We start from the raw sequence: 17,200 nt of genomic DNA, 5'->3' as shown, positions 1-17,200 counted from the left end.
TCGAACCCACTGAACGGGCCGATCCCATGTTCGCAAACCTGGACCTACAGCAGCTGCTCGTCGGGCGATTCACGATCGAGCAGATCCCCTATCACGAGCCGATCCTGCAGGGGACGTTCGCCGGCGTGGCCGTCGTCGGCCTCACCGTGCTCGGCGTCATCACCTACTACCGCTTCTGGGGGCCGATGTGGCGTGACTGGATCACGTCGATCGACCATAAGAAGATCGGCATCATGTACTGCATCTTCGCGGGCATCATGCTGCTGCGCGGCTTCGCCGACGCGATCCTGATGCGCTCGCAGCAGGCGGTCGCGTTCGGCGACCAGCAGGGCTTCCTGCCGCCGCACCACTACGACCAGATCTTCACCGCCCACGGCATGATCATGATCTTCTTCGTGGCGATGCCGTTCGTCACGGGGCTCATGAACTTCGCCGTGCCGCTGCAGATCGGCGCCCGCGACGTCGCCTTCCCGTTCCTGAACAACTTCAGTTTCTGGATGACGGTCGCCGGCGGCATGCTGGTGATGGTCTCGCTGTTCGTCGGCGAGTTCTCCCGCGCCACCTGGCTGGCCTACCCGCCCCTCTCGGGGGCGGCGATGAGCCCCGGCGTGGGCGTCGACTACTACATCTGGGCCCTGCAGATCGCCGGCATCGGGACGCTGCTCTCAGGGATCAACCTGATCGCTACCATCGTGAAGATGCGGGCGCCCGGCATGACCATGATGAAGCTGCCGATCTTCGTCTGGTCGTCGCTGTGCACCAACATCCTGATCGTGGCCGCCTTCCCGATCCTCACGGCCGTTCTCGCGATGCTGTCGCTCGACCGCTACGTCGGCACGCACTTCTTCACGAACGACCTCGGCGGCAACGCCATGCTGTACTTCAACCTGATCTGGATCTGGGGTCACCCGGAGGTCTACATCCTGATCCTGCCGGCCTTCGGCGTGTTCTCGGAGATCACCTCGACCTTCTGCGGCAAGCGCCTGTTCGGCTACACCTCGATGGTCTACGCGCTGGTGGTGATCACCATCCTCGCCTACCTCGTGTGGCTGCACCACTTCTTCACGATGGGCTCGGGCGCGGACGTGAACTCGTTCTTCGGGATCACGACCATGATCATCTCGATCCCGACGGGCGCGAAGATCTTCAACTGGATGTTCACGATGTACCGCGGCCGGATCCGGTTCGAGGTGCCGATGCTGTGGGTGGTGGCGTTCATCGTCACCTTCGTGATCGGCGGCATGACCGGCGTCCTGCTCGCTGTGCCCCCGGCGGACTTCGTCCTGCACAACTCGCTGTTCCTGATCGCGCACTTCCACAACGTGATCATCGGCGGCGTGCTGTTCGGCATGTTCGCCGGCGTGACCTTCTGGTTCCCCAAGGCCTTCGGCTTCAAGCTCGACGAGTTCTGGGGGAAGATGGCCCTCGTGTTCTGGGTGACCGGGTTCTACGTCGCCTTCATGCCGCTCTACGTGCTCGGCCTGATGGGCGTGACCCGGCGCATGCAGCACTTCGACGACCCGTCGCTGCAGATCTGGTTCGTGATCGCGGCCTTCGGCGCGGCGCTGATCGCCTGCGGCATCGCCTCGCAGATCATCATGTTCGTGGTCTCGATCCGGAACCGCGACAAGCTGCGCGACCTCAGCGGCGACCCGTGGGGCGGCCGGACGCTGGAATGGTCCACCTCCTCGCCGCCGCCGGACTACAACTTCGCCTTCACGCCGGTGGTCCACGATTCCGACGCGTGGTGGGACATGAAGAACCGCGGCTTCGACCGCCCGCTCAAGGGCTACCGGCCGATCCACATGCCCAAGAACACCGCGGCCGGCGCGATCCTGGCGGCGCTGAACTTCACCTTCGGCATCGCCATGGTCTGGTACGTCTGGTGGCTGGCGATCCTCAGCTTCGTGGCGATCTTCGTCGTGGCGATCGCCCACACCTTTAATTACAATCGCGACTACTACATTCCCGCCGACGTCGTCAGTCGGACGGAAGGTCAGCGGACGCGCGAACTGGAGATGGCGTGATCCGATGATGCACGCGGAGACTGCACCCCCCGGCGCCGCGGCGCCGGTCTTCTACCAGACCGACGAGGAGGGCCATCATTCCGAGGGCTCGACCATGCTCGGGTTCTGGCTCTACCTGATGAGCGACTGCCTCATCTTCGCGACCCTGTTCGCGACCTACGGGGTGCTCGGGCGCAGCTACGCGGCCGGCCCCACCCCGAAGGAGCTGTTCGACCTGCCGGGCATCGCGGTGAACACCGCCATGCTGCTGTTCTCGTCCATCACCTACGGCTTCGCCATGCTGGAGATGGACCGGGACCGGGTGAAGCAGACGCAGATCTGGCTCGCCATCACCGGCCTGTTCGGCGTCGCCTTCGTGGCCCTGGAGATCCGGGAGTTCGTCCACCTGTTCCACGAGGGCGCGCCGCCCTGGCGCAGCGCGTTCCTGTCCTCGTTCTACACCCTCGTCGGGACCCACGGCCTGCACGTCTCGATGGGCATCCTGTGGCTCGTCGTGCTGATGGTGCAGGTCAGCAAGCGCGGCCTGATCGTCGAGAACAAGCGCCGGCTGATGTGCCTGTCGATGTTCTGGCACTTCCTCGACCTGATCTGGATCGGCGTCTTCACCGTCGTCTACCTGATGGGAGTGCTCGAATGAGCGCCGACGCACACCACCTCACCGGCCACGGTCAGGACACGCACGACCCCCACGCCCACAGCGAGGGCGGGCACGGCACCTTCCAGAGCTACATGACGGGCTTCGTCCTGTCGGTGATCCTGACGGTGATCCCGTTCTGGCTGGTGATGGGCAACGTGCTCGACAACAGCCTCGTCACCACCCTGGTGATCCTGGCGCTCGGCGGCGTCCAGATGGTCGTGCACGTCATCTACTTCCTGCACATGAGCACGAAGTCGGAGGGCGGCTGGACCTTCATGGCGCTGATCTTCACCATCACGCTGGTGGTGATCATGCTCGCCGGCTCGGTGTGGGTCATGTACCACCTCAACCACAACATGATGCCGATGGATGCCCACGACGTCATGAAGAACGCCCGCTGAGCGCGCGTTCGGTTTCGAGACCCGCGGGGTCGGGAGGGGGGTCCGATCCGGGCCCCTCCCCGGCCCCGCTCTCGTTGCTGCGGCGCGCCGTGTTCGGCGCCGGCGCGGGCCTCGTCTTCCTGGTGCTGCTGGGGCTCGGGACCTGGCAGGTGGAGCGGCGGGCCTGGAAGCTCGACCTGATCGCCCGGGTCGATGCCCGGGTCCACGCGCCGCCCGTGCCGGCGCCCGGCGCCGCCGCGTGGCCGCGCGTCGGCCCCGACGACGCCTACCGGCATGTCCGGCTCTCCGGCACCTTCCTGCACGATCGCGAGACCCTGGTTCAGGCCGTCACCGAGCTGGGCGGCGGCTTCTGGGTGCTGACGCCCCTGCGGCGGCCGGACGGGACCGTCGTGCTGGTCAATCGCGGCTTCGTGCCCGGCGACCGTCGGGACCCGGCGACCCGGGCGGCCGGGCAGGTCGCGGGCGAGACCGCGGTGACCGGCCTCCTGCGGCTGACCGAGCCCGGGGGGGCGTTCCTGCGCGCCAACGATCCGAAGGACGGCCGCTGGTATTCCCGCGACGTGGCGGCGATCGCCGCCGCCCGGGACCTGACCGACGTCGCCCCCTACTTCGTGGACGCGGACGCGACACCCAATCCGGGCGGCCTGCCGGTGGGCGGCCTGACGGTGATCGCCTTCCCCAACAACCACCTCGTCTACGCGATCACGTGGTACGGGATGGCGCTGATGCTCGCCGGCGCCGTGATCTACCTGCTGCGGCGCGGCCCGGGGGACCGGGACGCCGAGGCGCGCTGAGGCCTGCTGGGGCGCCGGCGCCGCGCGGCCTCCGCGCGAGGCTTGACCGATAGGGGAGTAGCCCGCTCCGAGCGGGTCCCTATAATGGCGTGACAAACGCCACAACGAGTCAACGCCATGACCTCCCGCATCCCGAACTTCGCCGAAGTCCCGTTCTCAGGCGAATCGCTCGCGGTGTCGGCCCCGGCGCTCGGCGAGCCCTGGATGACGCCGGAGGGCATCCCGGTGAAGGGCCGCTACGGGCCGGAGGACCGGGAGGGCATCGAGTTCCTCGACACCTATCCGGGGATCGCGCCGTTCCTGCGCGGCCCCTACCCGACCATGTACGTCACCCAGCCCTGGACGATCCGGCAATATGCCGGCTTCTCCACGGCCGAGGATTCGAACGCCTTCTACCGCCGCAACCTCGCGGCCGGGCAGAAGGGCCTGTCGGTGGCCTTCGACCTCGCCACCCACCGCGGCTACGATTCCGACCATCCCCGCGTCTCGGGCGATGTCGGCATGGCGGGCGTGGCGATCGACTCGATCTACGACATGCGCACGCTGTTCTCCGGCATCCCGCTGGACGAGATGACCGTGTCGATGACGATGAACGGCGCCGTGCTGCCGATCCTCGCCCTCTACATCGTCGCCGCCGAGGAGCAGGGCGTGCCGCCGCAGAAGCTCGCGGGCACGATCCAGAACGACATCCTCAAGGAGTTCATGGTCCGCAACACCTACATCTATCCCCCCAAGGGATCGATGCGGATCATCTCCGATATCTTCGCCTACACGTCGAAGAACATGCCGAAATTCAACTCGATCTCGATCTCCGGCTACCACATGCAGGAGGCCGGCGCCACGAACGACCTGGAGCTCGCCTACACGCTCGCCGACGGCGTCGAGTACATCAAGGCCGGGCTGGCGGCCGGGCTGACCATCGACCAGTTCGCCCCACGCCTGTCGTTCTTCTGGGCGATCTCGACCAACTTCTTCATGGAGGTCGCCAAGATGCGGGCCGCGCGCCTGATCTGGGCGAAGCTCGTGAAGGGGTTCGATCCGAAGTCGGAGAAGTCGCTCGCCCTGCGCACCCACTCGCAGACGTCGGGCTGGTCGCTCACCGCCCAGGACGTGTTCAACAACGTCACCCGCACCAACATCGAGGCGATGGCGGCGACGCAGGGCGGCACGCAGTCGCTCCACACCAACGCGCTGGACGAGGCGCTGGCGCTGCCGACCGATTTCTCGGCCCGGATCGCCCGCAACACCCAGCTGTTCCTCCAGCAGGAGAGCGGCACCACCCGGATCGTCGATCCCTGGGGCGGCTCCTACTACGTGGAGAAGCTCACCGCCGACATGGTGGCGCGCGCCTGGGAGCACATCCGCGAGGTCGACGGGCTCGGTGGCATGGCCAAGGCGATCGAGGCCGGCATCCCGAAGCTGCGCATCGAGGAGGCCGCGGCCCGGGCCCAGGCCCGGATCGATTCCGGCCGCCAGACCATCGTGGGCGTGAACAAGTTCCGGGCCGACGACGAGATGGCGATCGAGCTGCTGCGGGTGGACAACGGCAACGTCCGCCGGCTCCAGATCGACAAGCTCAAGCGCCTGCGCGCCGAGCGCGACGAGGCGACGGTCGCGGACCGGCTCGACGCGCTCACGAAGGCCGCCGACGGCACCGGCAACCTGCTCGAACTCGCCGTCGACGCGGCCCGCGCCAAGGCGACGGTGGGCGAGATTTCCGAGGCCCTGGAGAAGGCCTGGGGCCGGCACCGCGCCGAGATCCGCTCGATCTCCGGCGTCTACAAGCGCGAGGTGGGGGGCATGTCGCCAGTGGTCGAGGAAGTCCGGGCGCTGGTCGAGGCGTTCGAGGAGAACGACGGCCGCCGGCCGCGCATCCTGGTCGCCAAGATGGGCCAGGACGGTCACGACCGCGGCCAGAAGGTGATCGCCTCGGCCTTCGCGGATCTCGGCTTCGACGTGGATATCGGGCCGCTCTTCGCCACGCCGGCGGAGGCCGCCCGGCAGGCGGTGGAGAACGACGTCCACATCGTCGGCGTCTCGTCGCTGGCGGCCGGCCACCTGACGCTGGTGCCGGAGCTGAAGGCGGCGCTCACCGAGCAGGGCCGCGACGACGTGATGATCGCCATCGGCGGCGTCATCCCGCCGGGCGACTACGAGGCGCTGACGGCGGCCGGCGCGGCGGCGATCTTCCCGCCCGGCACGGTGATCGCCGAGGCGGCAGCCAAGCTGATCCGCGCGCTGAACGAGCGGCTGGGCTACGCGGCCCGGCAGGCGGCGGAGTAGGGCGAGCCTCCCGCGGCGGCCGGGCTGGCCGCCGCGGACCTTATTCCAAAGCGCCTCAGTTCAGCGCCTGCGGGTCCGCCTCGGTGAGGAACGCCCCGACGGCGTGGAGGAACTGCATGCGGTTCTTCTCCATCATCACCGTATGGGTGCCCTCCCCCAGCTCGACGAAGCGCTTGTAGGGGGCGTGGGTGAGCTTGGCGAAGTATTCCTGGGCCTGGTAGCTCGGCAGGTCGGCGTCCCACTCGGCGTGGATGATCAGCACGGGCACGCGGATCTCGCCCGGGTCGTAGAGCGGCTTGCCGGCCGCCCAGTAGGCGTCCTTGTCGGCGACCGTGCCGTTCGGCGCGCGCAGGACCGGCGGCGACCGCTTCGCCCCGGCCGCGTCGGTCGCGAAGGTCGCGTCGGCCCACTGGTCGAACCAGCCCGCCGGGATCAGGTCGGCCTTCTTGTCCTCGGGCACCCCGGTCAGCCAGCGGGCCCGGGCGCTGTCCCGGCTGACGGTGCGGTAGGCCCCCACCTTGCCGCCGCCGCCGATCAGGCCCGGCGTGCGCGCGAGCCATTGCGGCGCGTAGAGGACGAGGCGGTTGACGCTGTCGTTGTGGGTGCTGGTGTAGAGCCCCATGGTGGAGGTCCCCCAGGACCAGCCCATCAGGTCGATCTTCTCGACGCCGCGCCGCTTCTTGATGAAGTCGACGACCTGCCCCACCACCTTGGCGGCGTCGGGCGTGCGCATCAGCGGCGGGTTGTCGTCCGGCGGCGCGTCCATGGCGGCCGGGCGCCCCGACAGGCCGTAGCCCGGCAGGTCCACGCAGTAGACGTCGAAGCCGAGGCCCGCGAGGTAGTCCATGGCCGACAGCCCGCCGAGCGGCAGGTCGAAGGCCGTGGAGGACGGGTAGGTCGAGCCGTGCACGTAGAGCAGGATCCGGTCGCCCGGGAACGTGTCGGTGCCGGCCGGGCGCTTGTTGCGCACGTAGATGTCCACGCCATGCTCGCTCCAGGGCAGGCGGAACTCTTCCATGGCCAGCCGGGCCGCGGGAGCCGCGACGGCAGGGGCCGCCGAGGCCGCGAGCGCCGCTCCGGCGGCGAGCGCCCCGACCAACTCGCGCCGGGCCAGGCCCCGGCCCATTCGTGCCGCGTTCGCATCTGTCCGCATCGGTCTGTCCGCCATGGTTTCCTCCGGTCCGCCTTGTCCGGCGGCTCGGGCGATTGAACCGGCGGGTACCGGCGGGCGCAACGCTCCGGAGCGGCAGGCGGCGGACAGGCCGCGGGTTCCGTCGCCCGATCCGGCGAATCCGCGTGAAAAAAGCCCGCCCCTGTCGCCGGGGCTGGTGACGCCGCGCCTCCGGGCGGGCATTGAGGCGCAGGATCCCGGGAGACGCCCGCTTATGACGACTCCGACCACCGTCGCCACCACGCCCTTCCCCGACCAGAAGCCGGGCACCTCCGGCCTGCGCAAGAAGGTGCCGGTGTTCCGGCAGCCGAACTACGTCGAGAACTTCGTCCAGGCGATCTTCGACACCCTGCCCGACAAGGCGGGCGCCACCCTGGTGCTCGGCGGCGACGGCCGGTTCCTCAACCGCGAGGTGGTGCAGAAGACGCTGCGGCTGGCCGCCGGAAACGGCTTCGGCCGGGTCCTGGTCGGGCAGGGCGGCCTGCTCTCGACGCCGGCCGCCTCCTGCGTGATCCGGAAGGCCAAGGCGCTCGGCGGCATCGTCCTCTCGGCGAGCCACAACCCGGGCGGCCCGGAGGGCGATTTCGGCATCAAGTTCAACGCCGCCAACGGCGGCCCGGCACCGGAAACCGTCACCGACGCGATCTTCGCGCGGGCCAAGGCGCTGACCGAGTACCGCGTCGTCGAGGCCCCGGACCTCGACCTCGACACGCTCGGCGACACCCGCCTCGGCGCCATGACGGTCACGGTGATCGACCCGGTGGCCGACTACGCCGAACTGATGCGCACGCTGATCGACTTCGACGCGGTGTCGCGGCTGTTCGCCTCCGGCTTCCGCATGCGCTTCGACGCCATGAGCGCGGTGACGGGGCCGTACGCGACGGCGATCCTCGAAGGGATGCTCGGCGCCCCCGCCGGCACGGTGGTCAACGCCGTGCCGAAGGAGGATTTCGGCGGCCACCACCCGGATCCGAACCCGGTCCACTGCCACGACCTGTTCGACCTGATGCAGGGCCCGGACGCGCCGGATTTCGGCGCGGCCTCGGACGGTGACGGCGACCGCAACATGATCGTGGCGCCGGGCCTGTTCGTGACGCCGAGCGACAGCCTCGCCCTGCTCGCCGCCCACGCCCACCGGGCGCCGGGCTACGCCGGCGGGCTCGCCGGTGTCGCGCGGTCCATGCCCACGAGCCGCGCCGCCGACCGGGTCGCCGCCGCCCTCGGCATCGAGGCCTACGAGACACCCACCGGCTGGAAGTTCTTCGGAAACCTGCTGGATGCGGGCCTCATCACCCTGTGCGGCGAGGAGAGCGCCGGCACCGGCTCGAACCACGTGCGCGAGAAGGACGGGCTCTGGGCGGTTCTGCTCTGGCTCAACATCCTGGCGGCCACCGGCGAGCGGGCCGACGCGCTGGTGCGGGCGCATTGGCGCGCCTACGGGCGCGACTACTACGCCCGCCACGATTACGAGGAGGTCGATTCCGACGCCGCCAACGGCCTGATGGACGCGCTCCGCGAGAAGCTCGCCGGGCTGCCGGGCACGCGGATCGGCGACCTCACGGTGTCGACGGCCGACGAGTTCGCCTACCGCGACCCGGTCGACGGCTCGCTCACCGAGCGCCAGGGCATCCGGATCGGCTTCGCCGAGGACGCGCGGGCGGTGTTCCGGCTCTCGGGCACCGGCACCGCCGGGGCGACGCTGCGGGTCTACCTGGAGCGCTACGAGAACGCGCCGGACCGGCTCGACTTGGCCGTGGCCGAGGTGCTGGCCCCGGTGGCCGCCGCAGCCCGCGCGATCGCCGAGATCGCGCCGCGCACCGGAAGGCCTGAGCCGAGCGTGGTGACCTGAGGGGAGCCGGGAGACGACCCGTCTCTGCGCGGGGAGCGAAGCGACCCAGAGGCGCCACGCTCGACGGCGGCGCGCGACTCCGGGTCGCTTCGCTGCGCGCGCGATGGCGGCAGGGCCGGCGCCGATTTCCTCAAACCAGGTCCTTCACCATGTGCACGGTGACGTCGTCGTCGCGGGTCCGGCCCGGTCCGTCGTAGAGCTCCTCCCGCTCCACCCGGTAGCCGAGTGCCCCGTAGAGGCGCAGGTTCGCCGTGTACTTCTTGTTGGTGTAGAGGCGCAGTCGCGTCAGCCCGGCCTCGCCCGCGACCGCGTCGGCGCGTCCCATCAGCCGGCTGCCGAAGCCCCGGCCCTGGAAGGTCGGATGCACCGCGACGTTGACGACCAGAAGGTGATCGGCCTCGGTCCGCGTCTCGATCAGGCCGGCGAGATCCGGGCCGGCCACCAGCAGGTCGAAGCGGTGGTCCCGCAGAGCCTGCGCGTAGTCCGCCCGCATGGGGATCGGCAGGCGGCCGATCACCGGGATCCACTTCGTGTAGGCCGCCTCCACCAGCGCCCGGATCGCGTCCGCGTCCGCGGGCGCACCGCGCCGGAGCGCGACTGACTCGTTCATCTGACCTCTCACGGTTGACCGCGGCGCGTCCGTCCCCTAAAGACCCGCCCGTCGATGGGGCTCCGCACGGGGCCCCGTCGCGTTTTCACGCGCACCCGTGGGCGGGATCCTCCCGCCCTGTCGTCCCGGACCGCGATGGGCCGGGAAAAGGAGGGCGCGTTCCTCATTCTCGTCACGAGAGGACGCGGAAGATATGTCGAAGCGGATTCAGGCGAAGCACAAGCTCGACCGCCGCATGGGCCAGAACATCTGGGGCCGCCCGAAGAGCCCCGTCAACCGCCGCGAGTACGGCCCCGGCCAGCACGGCCAGCGCCGCAAGGGCAAGATGAGCGACTTCGGCACGCAGCTGCGCGCCAAGCAGAAGCTCAAGGGCTACTACGGCAACATCACCGAGAAGCAGTTCCGCCGCTACTACGCCGAGGCGATCCGCCTGCGCGGCGATTCCGGCGAGAACCTCGTCGGCCTGCTCGAGCGCCGCCTCGACGCCGTGGTCTACCGGGCGAAGTTCGTCGCGACCCCGTTCGCCGCGCGCCAGTTCGTCAACCACGGGCACGTCAAGGTGAACGGCGTCCGCGTCAACATCCCGAGCTACCAAGTGAAGGCCGGCGACCTCATCGAGGTCAAGGAGTCGTCCCGCCAGCTCGAGATCGTCATCGTGGCGACGCAGCTCTCCGAGCGCGACGTGCCGGACTACATCGAGGCCGACCACGCCAAGATGACCGCCCGCGTCACCCGCATCCCCAGCCTGTCCGAGGTGCCCTACCCGGTGCAGATGGAGCCGAACCTCGTCATCGAGTTCTACTCCCGCTGATCCTGTCGCCCCGGCGACCGATGGAGGGGCTGCCCGTTCGGGCGGCCCCTTCGCGTTTCGATACCTCAGTCCCGAAGGCCGGCCTCCGGCACCCGGGACGGGGCGCGGGCCTCAGCAGCCGTGGCAGATCGAGCCCATCGTGTGCCGCATCTTGCTGTCCCAGGCCTTCGAGCGGGCCTCGGCGGCCTTCTGAGCCTTGATCATCTCGGCCTGGCTCACGGGCTGCGGCAGTCCGGTGGCCGCGGCGTTGCCCGTCGGCTTGGTCTGGCTCATGGGGGTGACCCGGCGGCCGCCCACGATGGGGCCGGCCGGGGCGGCGGGGCCGGGGCCCGCGCCCGGAGCCGGGCTCTGGGCCAGCGCCGGCGTCGCCCCGAGCAGGAGGCCGAGAAGCAGCGCGGGACGAAGAATTGCCATGGACGTGATCTCCCCGGCGGAGGATCCTGTGCCGGCCCCGCCTCATCTGGCGGCGATCCTACCCGATCACACCTTTAAAATCATGCCGACGGCAGATCCCCGGTGAGCGCCGGTCCGCCCCTGAACCGCCGGGAGGCCGTCGCCGCGGCCCTGGCCCGCCTCGCCCCGCGCCTGCCGGATTTCGAGGCGGAGGCCGCCCTCGACCGGGCGCTGGCGAGCCCCGGCCTCCGCCGGGCCGCCCCCGAGACGGCGGCCCGCCTCGCCCTCGTGGCCTACGCGCGCCACGTCTTCACGGATTACGACGAACTCCTCGCGGAAGGCTACGACCGGGACAGCGCCCGGCACTTCGTCCTCGAAGACCTCAACGCCGCGCTCGCCGCCTGGGGCGCCGCGCCGGTCCCCGAGGACGAGCCCGGCGCGCCCGGGGCCGATCCGCGCTGAGGCGGTCGCGCCGGGCTCCGCCATGCTGTAGGAGACCGGCCCGGGGCCGCCCCGCGGCCCGTTCCGGTGCCGCTCGTGGAGATTGGCAGAAGACCATGAAGATCAGCGCGCGCAACGTCCTCAAGGGTACGGTCGTCTCGGTGGAGAAGGGGGCGACAACCTCCCACGTGAAGATCGAGATCAGCCCCGGCCAGGTGGTCACCGCCTCGATCACCAACGCGGCCGTCGAGTCCCTCAAGCTCGTCGCCGGCGGTCCCGCCTACGCGGTGATCAAGGCCTCCGACGTCATGGTCGCCGTCGACTGACGACGGCTCGCGCGCCGCCCTCCTGGACGAAGGGCGGCGCCCATTCACCACGCTCCGGGCCCGGGCGGGGGCCGGCCGCCTTCGCGCCGCCGCCGCCGCCGGATAGGATGAGCCCGGACAAGGAGTTCCGCGCGTGCAGAAGACCGTGCTCGGCATCGAGACCACCTGCGATGAGACCGCCGCCGCGGTGGTGTCGGTCGACGAGGAGGGTGGCGCTCAGATCCGCGCCAACGAGGTGCTCAGTCAGATCGCCGAGCACGCGGCCTACGGCGGCGTCGTGCCGGAGATCGCCGCCCGCGCCCATGTCGAGGTGCTCGACCGGCTGATCGCCCGCGCCCTCGACCGGGCCGGGACCGGCTTCCGGGACCTCGACGGCATCGCGGTGGCGGCCGGGCCCGGGCTGATCGGCGGCGTGCTGGTCGGCCTCGTCACCGCCAAGACCCTGGCGCTCGTGACCCGCAAGCCCCTGCTCGCCGTCAACCACCTGGAGGCCCACGCCCTCACGGCGCGGCTCACCGACGGCATCGCCTTCCCCTACCTGCTGCTCCTGGTCTCGGGCGGCCACACCCAGCTCGTCGCTGTGCGCGGCGTCGGCGACTACGTGCGCCTCGGCTCCACCGTCGACGACGCCATCGGCGAGGCCTTCGACAAGGTCGCCAAGCTCCTGGGCCTCGGCTATCCCGGCGGCCCCGAGGTCGAGCGCGTGGCCGAGGCCGGCGATCCCGAGCGCTTCGCCCTGCCCCGGCCGATGCTCGGCCGCCGCGAGGCCGACTTCTCCCTCTCGGGCCTCAAGACCGCCGTGCGGATCGAGGCCGAGCGGATCGCCCCGCTGGCCGAGCGCGACGTCGCCGATCTCTGCGCGAGCTTCCAGGCCGCCGTGGTCGACGTGGTGGTGGACCGCGCTCGGGTCGCCCTGCGCGCCTTCTCGGACGTCGCCGGACGCCCGACCGCCCTGGTGGCGGCGGGGGGCGTGGCGGCCAACGGCGCCGTCCGGCGGGCGCTGGCGTCCCTCGCGGGCGAGGCGGGCCTGAGCTTCGTGGCCCCGCCCCTGCCCCTCTGCGGCGACAACGGCGCGATGATCGCCTGGGCCGGGCTGGAGCGCCTGCGCCTCGGGCTGGTGGACGACCTCACCGCCCCGGCGCGGCCCCGCTGGCCGCTGGCGGCCGCCCCGGCCCGCGCGGCGGTCCCGGCCGGATGAGCGCGGCGGACCGGCGCGCCCACTGGCGGGACCTGGTGGAGCGCCGCCTGCCCGGGGCCGCCCGGCCGGGCTGGCCGGTGCGGCTCGACCATTGCTTCGCCCGCATCCTCCTGGACCACGCCTGCGGCGGTGCCTGGCGCGACCATGTCCGCCCGCCCGCCCACGCCACCATGCCCCTCGCGCAGCTGGAGCTGGCGATCGCGCTCGGCGAGGCGGTGCTCGCGGGGCGCGCGGATCTCGCCCTCCTCAACCGCCGCTCGCTCGCGTGGCGCGGCAAGATCGCCCTCGCGCCGGTGCCCGCGGCTCTCCGCGACGGCGACCTGACCCTGCGCCGCTGGCGCCCGGAGGACGCGGCGCCGTTCGCGGCGCTCAACGCCGATCCGGCGGTGATGGCCCACTGTCCCCGGACCCGGACCGCGACGGAGAGCGAGGCCGAGGCCGGCCTCCTCGACCGCCGCTTCGTGGCGGACGGGTTCGGCCCCTGGGCCCTGGAACACGCGGGCCGGTTCGTCGGCTTCGCCGGCGCGATGCGGATCCTGCGGCCCCTGCCCTTCCCCGGCGGCGACCGGCCCGGTTCGACGGTCGAGCTGGCCTGGCGCCTCGCGCGGGACTCCTGGGGCCGCGGCCTCGCCACGCGCGCCGCGCGGCTCGCCCGCGCCGACCTCGCGGAGCGCTGCGGGATCCGCAGCGTCGTGGCCTTCACGGCGGCCGGCAACGGCCGCTCCCGCGCCGTGATGGAGCGTCTCGGCATGCGCCCGGCCGGGACATTCCCGCATCCGGCGGTGCCGGAGGGGCCGCTGCGCGACCACGTGCTCTACCGGCTGGACTGCGCCGACAGGGAGGAAGCGGCATGAGCGCCGAGACCCCGATCAACGTCGTCGGCGGCGGGGCCTGGGGCACGGCGCTGGCCAACGCCGCCGCCGGGGCCGGCCATCCCGTCACCCTCTGGCTGCGCGACCCGGGGGCCGCCGCCGCCCTGCAGGCCCAGCGGGAGAATCCGCGCTACCTGCCGGGCGTGCCGCTCCACCCGGCGATCCGGGCGACGGGCGAGGCCGCCGACCTCGCCCGTGCCCGGGCGACGCTCCTGGTCGTGCCCGCCCAGACCGTGCGCGGCGTGCTGGAATCCCTGCGCGGACCCCTGGCGACGGCCGGGCCGGTCATCCTCTGCGCCAAGGGGATCGAGCGCGGCAGCGACAGCTTCCTCAGCGCGGTGGCCGAGCAGGTCCTGCCGCCGGGAACGCCCGTGGCGGTCCTGTCCGGCCCGAGCTTCGCGATCGACGTCGCCCGCGGCCTGCCCACGGCCGTGACCCTGGCGGCGGCCGATGCCGGCCGCGCCGCCGCCCTGAGCGCGCTGCTGTCGGGACCGAGCTTCCGCCTCTACCACACCGACGACGTGCGCGGCGTCGAGATCGGCGGCGCCGGCAAGAACGTGCTCGCCATCGCCTGCGGGATCGTGGCCGGGCGCGGGCTCGGCGAGAGCGCCCGGGCGGCGCTGATCGCCCGGGCCTTCGCCGAGCTGATGCGCTTCGCCCGCACCTTCGGGGGCCGGCCCGAGACGCTGATGGGGCTCTCCGGCCTCGGCGACCTCGTGCTCACCGCCTCCTCGCCGCAATCGCGCAACTTCGCCTTCGGCCAGCGCCTCGGCGCCGGGGCGAGCCCGGCCGAGGCCGCGGGCGGCAAGCTCGCCGAGGGGGCGTTCACGGCCGCGGCGCTGGCCGGGCTGGCCGCCGCCAGGGGCATCGAGATGCCGGTGGCGGCGGCCGTCGCCGCCATCGTGGCGGGCACCGCCAGCGTCGACGACGTGATCGCCGGCCTGCTGGCCCGTCCGCTGCGCGGGGAGACCGACTGACGCCGGCCCCGCCCCGCAACCCCTGTCACGCCACCGAGGCCGCCGGCACAGCGTGGCCTTGTCCTTGACCGTGGGTGTGGGCCGCGAAGCGCGCGATCGGCGCCGGCCGACCCAGCAGGTAGCCCTGGGCGAGGTGGCACTGCTCGCCGGCCAGGAAGGACAGCTCCTCGGCGGTCTCCACGCCCTCCGCCACCACGGCGAGCCCGAGGCCGCGCCCCAGCCCCAGGACGGAGCGCACGATCGCGGCCCCCTGCGGGTTGCTGTGGACCGCCCTGATGAACGAGCCGTCGATCTTGATCCGGTCGAACGGGAAGGCGCGCAGGTTCGACAGCGACGAGTAGCCGGTGCCGAAATCGTCCATGGCGATCCGCACGCCGAGGGCCTTGAGCTGGCGCAGGGTGAGGAGCGCCCGGGCCGGATCCCGGATCAGCGCGGTCTCGGTGATCTCGATCTCCAGGCGCTCCGCCCGCAATCCGGATTCGTACAGGGTCCCGTGGACGAACGGGACGAAGTGCGGGTTGTGGAGCTGCACCGCCGAGACGTTGACGGCGATCGCCAGCGGGTTCGGCCAGCCGGCCGCCGCCCGGCAGGCCTCCCGCAGCACCCAGGCGCCGATCTCGAGGATCGCCCCGGTCTCCTCGGCGATCGGGATGAACACGGCCGGCGAGATGCCGCCCCTGTCCGGATGGTGCCAGCGCAGCAGCGCCTCGAAGCCCGTGACCGTGCCGGACTCGATCTGGCTCTGCGGCTGGTAGACGAGCTCCAGCTCGCCCCGCGCCACCGCGTGGCGGAGGTCGTGCTCGAGTTGGCGCCTGTCGCGGATCTCGGCGCCCATGCTGGCGTCGTAGCGCCGGCAGGTGCCGCGCCCCTCGCTCTTGGCCCGGTAGAGGGCGGCGTCGGCGTGGCTCAGGAGCGCGCGCAGGTCCGCGGCGTCGTCGGGATAGACCGCGATGCCGATGCTGGTGGCGATCACCGGGCCGGAGGCGGCCGGAACCGCCGCCAGGGTGGCGAGGATTCGCTCGGCCAGCCGCTCCGCCTGTCCCTCCGCCTGCGGCGTCAGGATGGCGAACTCGTCGCCGCCGAGCCGCGCCATCAGCTGCTCGGGATCGAGGAGACCGCCGACCCGCAGCGCGAGGTCGCGCAGCATCGCGTCGCCGGCGGCGTGCCCGAACAGGTCGTTGACCTCCTTGAACCGGTCGAGGTCCAGGCACAGCACCGCGAGCCGGCCGCCCTGGGCGTCCGCGGCGCGCATCGCGCGCTCGAGCCGGGCGTGGAAGCTCGTGCGGTTGGCGAGGCCGGTGAGCGCGTCGTGGTGGGCGAGGTAGTGGATCTCGCTCTCGGCCCGGCGCCGCGCGCGCAGGTCGCGCACCGCCACGGCGTGGTGCGGCAGGCGCCCGTACTCGGCGACCGGGCGCATGATCACCTCGACGGGAATGGGGGCGCCCGCCGCCGGGACGAGTTCGGTCTCCAGGGGCTGGTCGGCCGTCCCTGAGCCGGGCACGAGGTCCGGCAGGTAGGCGCTGAGGCTCCGGCCCGTCAGGACGGCCGCCTCCAGGCCCGCGAGCCGGGCGAAGGCCTCGTTGGCGCTGACGATCTCGCCGCCGCGGCAGACGACGAGGCCCTCCACGGCCGCGTTGGCGAGGCTGCGCAGGCGCTCGCGCTCGAGATCGGCGCGGCGGCGCTCGCGCAGGTCGACCACGAGGGCGGCGCCGGCGAGCAGCAGGATCAGGCAGCTCGCCACCGCCACGGCCGCGGCGAGCCACCCGCTCCGGATCGCGCCCGAGGGGATCGCCACGGTGGGGTCGGGATGCAGGGTCACCGCGCCCATGCCGGCGAAGTGGTGGCCGCAGATCGCCAGGATCAGCAGCGCGGCGCCGCCGTACCGACCCCGGAACGTGGTGGCCGACAGGCCGACCACCAGGGCGGCGGCGCCGAGCCCCGCCCCGAGGCCGACCGAGACCACGACCAGCGCGGGAGTCCAGGCGAGGTGCCCCGCCACCTGATAGGCGGCCATGCCGGTGTAGTGCATCGTCGCGATGCCGCCGCCGACCACGGCGCCGCCGAGGCCCGCCTGGACCGCCCGGCCGGAGACGGCCAGGGCGAAGCCGAGCCCGGTGATCGCGACGGCGTCCACGTAGGAGAGGAGCGTCAGCCCGACGCCGTAGCCCGACGGCAGCCCGGGCTCGAAGGCGAGCATCGCCAGGAAATGCGTCGCCCAGATCCCCGATCCCCCGGCGGCGGCGGCCACCGCGACCCAGACGTAGCGGCCGCGGCCGCCGGTCCGGCCGGCATGGGTGAGGAGCTCGATCGCGGTGCCGCTCGCCAGCGCGCAGACCAGGGCCGCGAGGCCTACCAGCCACAGGTTGTGTTCACCGATAAAGCAACCGATGACTGAGATCATGTATGCAAC

16 protein-coding genes are annotated in these 17,200 nt (G+C 71.8%); 12 read left to right on the top strand and 4 right to left on the bottom strand.

Annotated elements, in window-relative coordinates; all coding sequences use genetic code 11:
- The first annotated feature begins 26 nt into the window (after positions 1-26).
- The 5 genes from cyoB (at position 27) to scpA (ending at position 6,142) form a co-directional block, all read left to right on the top strand.
- Positions 27-2,027: a cytochrome o ubiquinol oxidase subunit I gene (gene cyoB, locus BM314_RS12070; RefSeq protein WP_020093235.1), complete on the top strand. Its 2,001-nt coding sequence runs from the start codon at positions 27-29 to the stop codon at positions 2,025-2,027.
- Between the two features lie 4 nt (positions 2,028-2,031).
- Entirely contained in the window at positions 2,032-2,664 is a 633-nt protein-coding gene (gene cyoC, locus BM314_RS12065) for a cytochrome o ubiquinol oxidase subunit III (RefSeq protein WP_020093234.1), read from the top strand.
- Positions 2,661-3,065, top strand: coding sequence for a cytochrome o ubiquinol oxidase subunit IV (gene cyoD / locus BM314_RS12060; protein WP_091677584.1), 405 nt, complete (start codon positions 2,661-2,663; stop codon positions 3,063-3,065). Before cyoC ends, cyoD begins: the two co-directional genes overlap by 4 nt.
- 74 nt (positions 3,066-3,139) lie before the next feature.
- Entirely contained in the window at positions 3,140-3,859 is a 720-nt protein-coding gene (locus BM314_RS12055; RefSeq protein WP_091978267.1) for an SURF1 family protein, read from the top strand.
- A 117-nt stretch (positions 3,860-3,976) separates the two neighbouring features.
- Entirely contained in the window at positions 3,977-6,142 is a 2,166-nt protein-coding gene (gene scpA / locus BM314_RS12050) for a methylmalonyl-CoA mutase (protein ID WP_056523306.1), read from the top strand.
- A gap of 55 nt (positions 6,143-6,197) precedes the next feature.
- On the opposite strand, the gene BM314_RS12045 is transcribed toward scpA, so the two are convergent.
- Positions 6,198-7,310: an alpha/beta hydrolase gene (locus BM314_RS12045; RefSeq protein WP_091978266.1), complete on the bottom strand. Its 1,113-nt coding sequence runs from the start codon at positions 7,308-7,310 to the stop codon at positions 6,198-6,200.
- Between the two features lie 217 nt (positions 7,311-7,527).
- On the opposite strand from BM314_RS12045, the gene BM314_RS12040 reads away from it, so the two are divergent.
- Positions 7,528-9,162: an alpha-D-glucose phosphate-specific phosphoglucomutase gene (locus BM314_RS12040; RefSeq protein ID WP_091978265.1), complete on the top strand. Its 1,635-nt coding sequence runs from the start codon at positions 7,528-7,530 to the stop codon at positions 9,160-9,162.
- A 130-nt stretch (positions 9,163-9,292) separates the two neighbouring features.
- Here BM314_RS12040 and BM314_RS12035 read toward each other — a convergent pair whose 3' ends face one another.
- Positions 9,293-9,772 carry a GNAT family N-acetyltransferase gene (locus BM314_RS12035; protein ID WP_091926353.1) on the bottom strand — a complete coding sequence of 160 codons (480 nt, stop codon included), beginning with the start codon at positions 9,770-9,772 and terminating at the stop codon, positions 9,293-9,295.
- A 193-nt stretch (positions 9,773-9,965) separates the two neighbouring features.
- Between BM314_RS12035 and rpsD the strand changes: the two genes are divergently transcribed.
- Positions 9,966-10,583 (top strand): 30S ribosomal protein S4, encoded by a 618-nt coding sequence (gene rpsD, locus BM314_RS12030; protein WP_010686187.1) that lies wholly within the window; start codon positions 9,966-9,968, stop codon positions 10,581-10,583.
- 111 nt (positions 10,584-10,694) lie between these two features.
- Here the strand turns inward: rpsD and BM314_RS12025 are convergent, their stop codons facing one another.
- Positions 10,695-10,997 (bottom strand): hypothetical protein, encoded by a 303-nt coding sequence (locus BM314_RS12025; protein ID WP_020093227.1) that lies wholly within the window; start codon positions 10,995-10,997, stop codon positions 10,695-10,697.
- Positions 10,998-11,099: 102 nt separating this feature from the next.
- Here BM314_RS12025 and BM314_RS12020 point away from each other — a divergent pair, with 102 nt between their 5' ends.
- The 5 genes from BM314_RS12020 to BM314_RS12000 all read left to right on the top strand — a co-directional run bounded on the left by BM314_RS12020 (position 11,100) and on the right by BM314_RS12000 (position 14,790).
- On the top strand, positions 11,100-11,438 hold the full coding sequence (locus tag BM314_RS12020) for a DUF2293 domain-containing protein (protein ID WP_042670839.1): 339 nt from the start codon (positions 11,100-11,102) through the stop codon (positions 11,436-11,438).
- A 95-nt stretch (positions 11,439-11,533) separates the two neighbouring features.
- The gene (locus BM314_RS12015) at positions 11,534-11,743 is read left to right on the top strand and encodes a TOBE domain-containing protein (RefSeq protein WP_010686190.1); all 210 of its coding nucleotides are present in this window, start codon (positions 11,534-11,536) and stop codon (positions 11,741-11,743) included.
- Positions 11,744-11,876: 133 nt separating this feature from the next.
- Positions 11,877-12,941 (top strand): tRNA (adenosine(37)-N6)-threonylcarbamoyltransferase complex transferase subunit TsaD, encoded by a 1,065-nt coding sequence (tsaD, locus tag BM314_RS12010; protein ID WP_091978264.1) that lies wholly within the window; start codon positions 11,877-11,879, stop codon positions 12,939-12,941.
- A complete protein-coding gene (locus tag BM314_RS12005; RefSeq protein WP_091978263.1) occupies positions 12,938-13,795 on the top strand; it encodes a GNAT family N-acetyltransferase in 858 nt (285 codons plus the stop codon). Before tsaD ends, BM314_RS12005 begins: the two co-directional genes overlap by 4 nt.
- Positions 13,792-14,790, top strand: a complete 999-nt coding sequence (locus tag BM314_RS12000; RefSeq protein ID WP_091926355.1) for an NAD(P)H-dependent glycerol-3-phosphate dehydrogenase — start codon at positions 13,792-13,794, stop codon at positions 14,788-14,790. Before BM314_RS12005 ends, BM314_RS12000 begins: the two co-directional genes overlap by 4 nt.
- 25 nt (positions 14,791-14,815) lie before the next feature.
- Here BM314_RS12000 and BM314_RS11995 read toward each other — a convergent pair whose 3' ends face one another.
- On the bottom strand, positions 14,816-17,191 hold the full coding sequence (locus BM314_RS11995; RefSeq protein ID WP_091978262.1) for a bifunctional diguanylate cyclase/phosphodiesterase: 2,376 nt from the start codon (positions 17,189-17,191) through the stop codon (positions 14,816-14,818).
- Positions 17,192-17,200 lie beyond the last annotated feature (9 nt).

Origin of the sequence: Methylobacterium sp. 13MFTsu3.1M2 (assembly GCF_900112625.1) — a bacterium.
GTDB lineage: Bacteria > Pseudomonadota > Alphaproteobacteria > Rhizobiales > Beijerinckiaceae > Methylobacterium.
The sequence above is the reverse complement of the archived record's forward strand: the minus strand, read 5'-3'. Positions and strand labels throughout refer to the sequence as shown.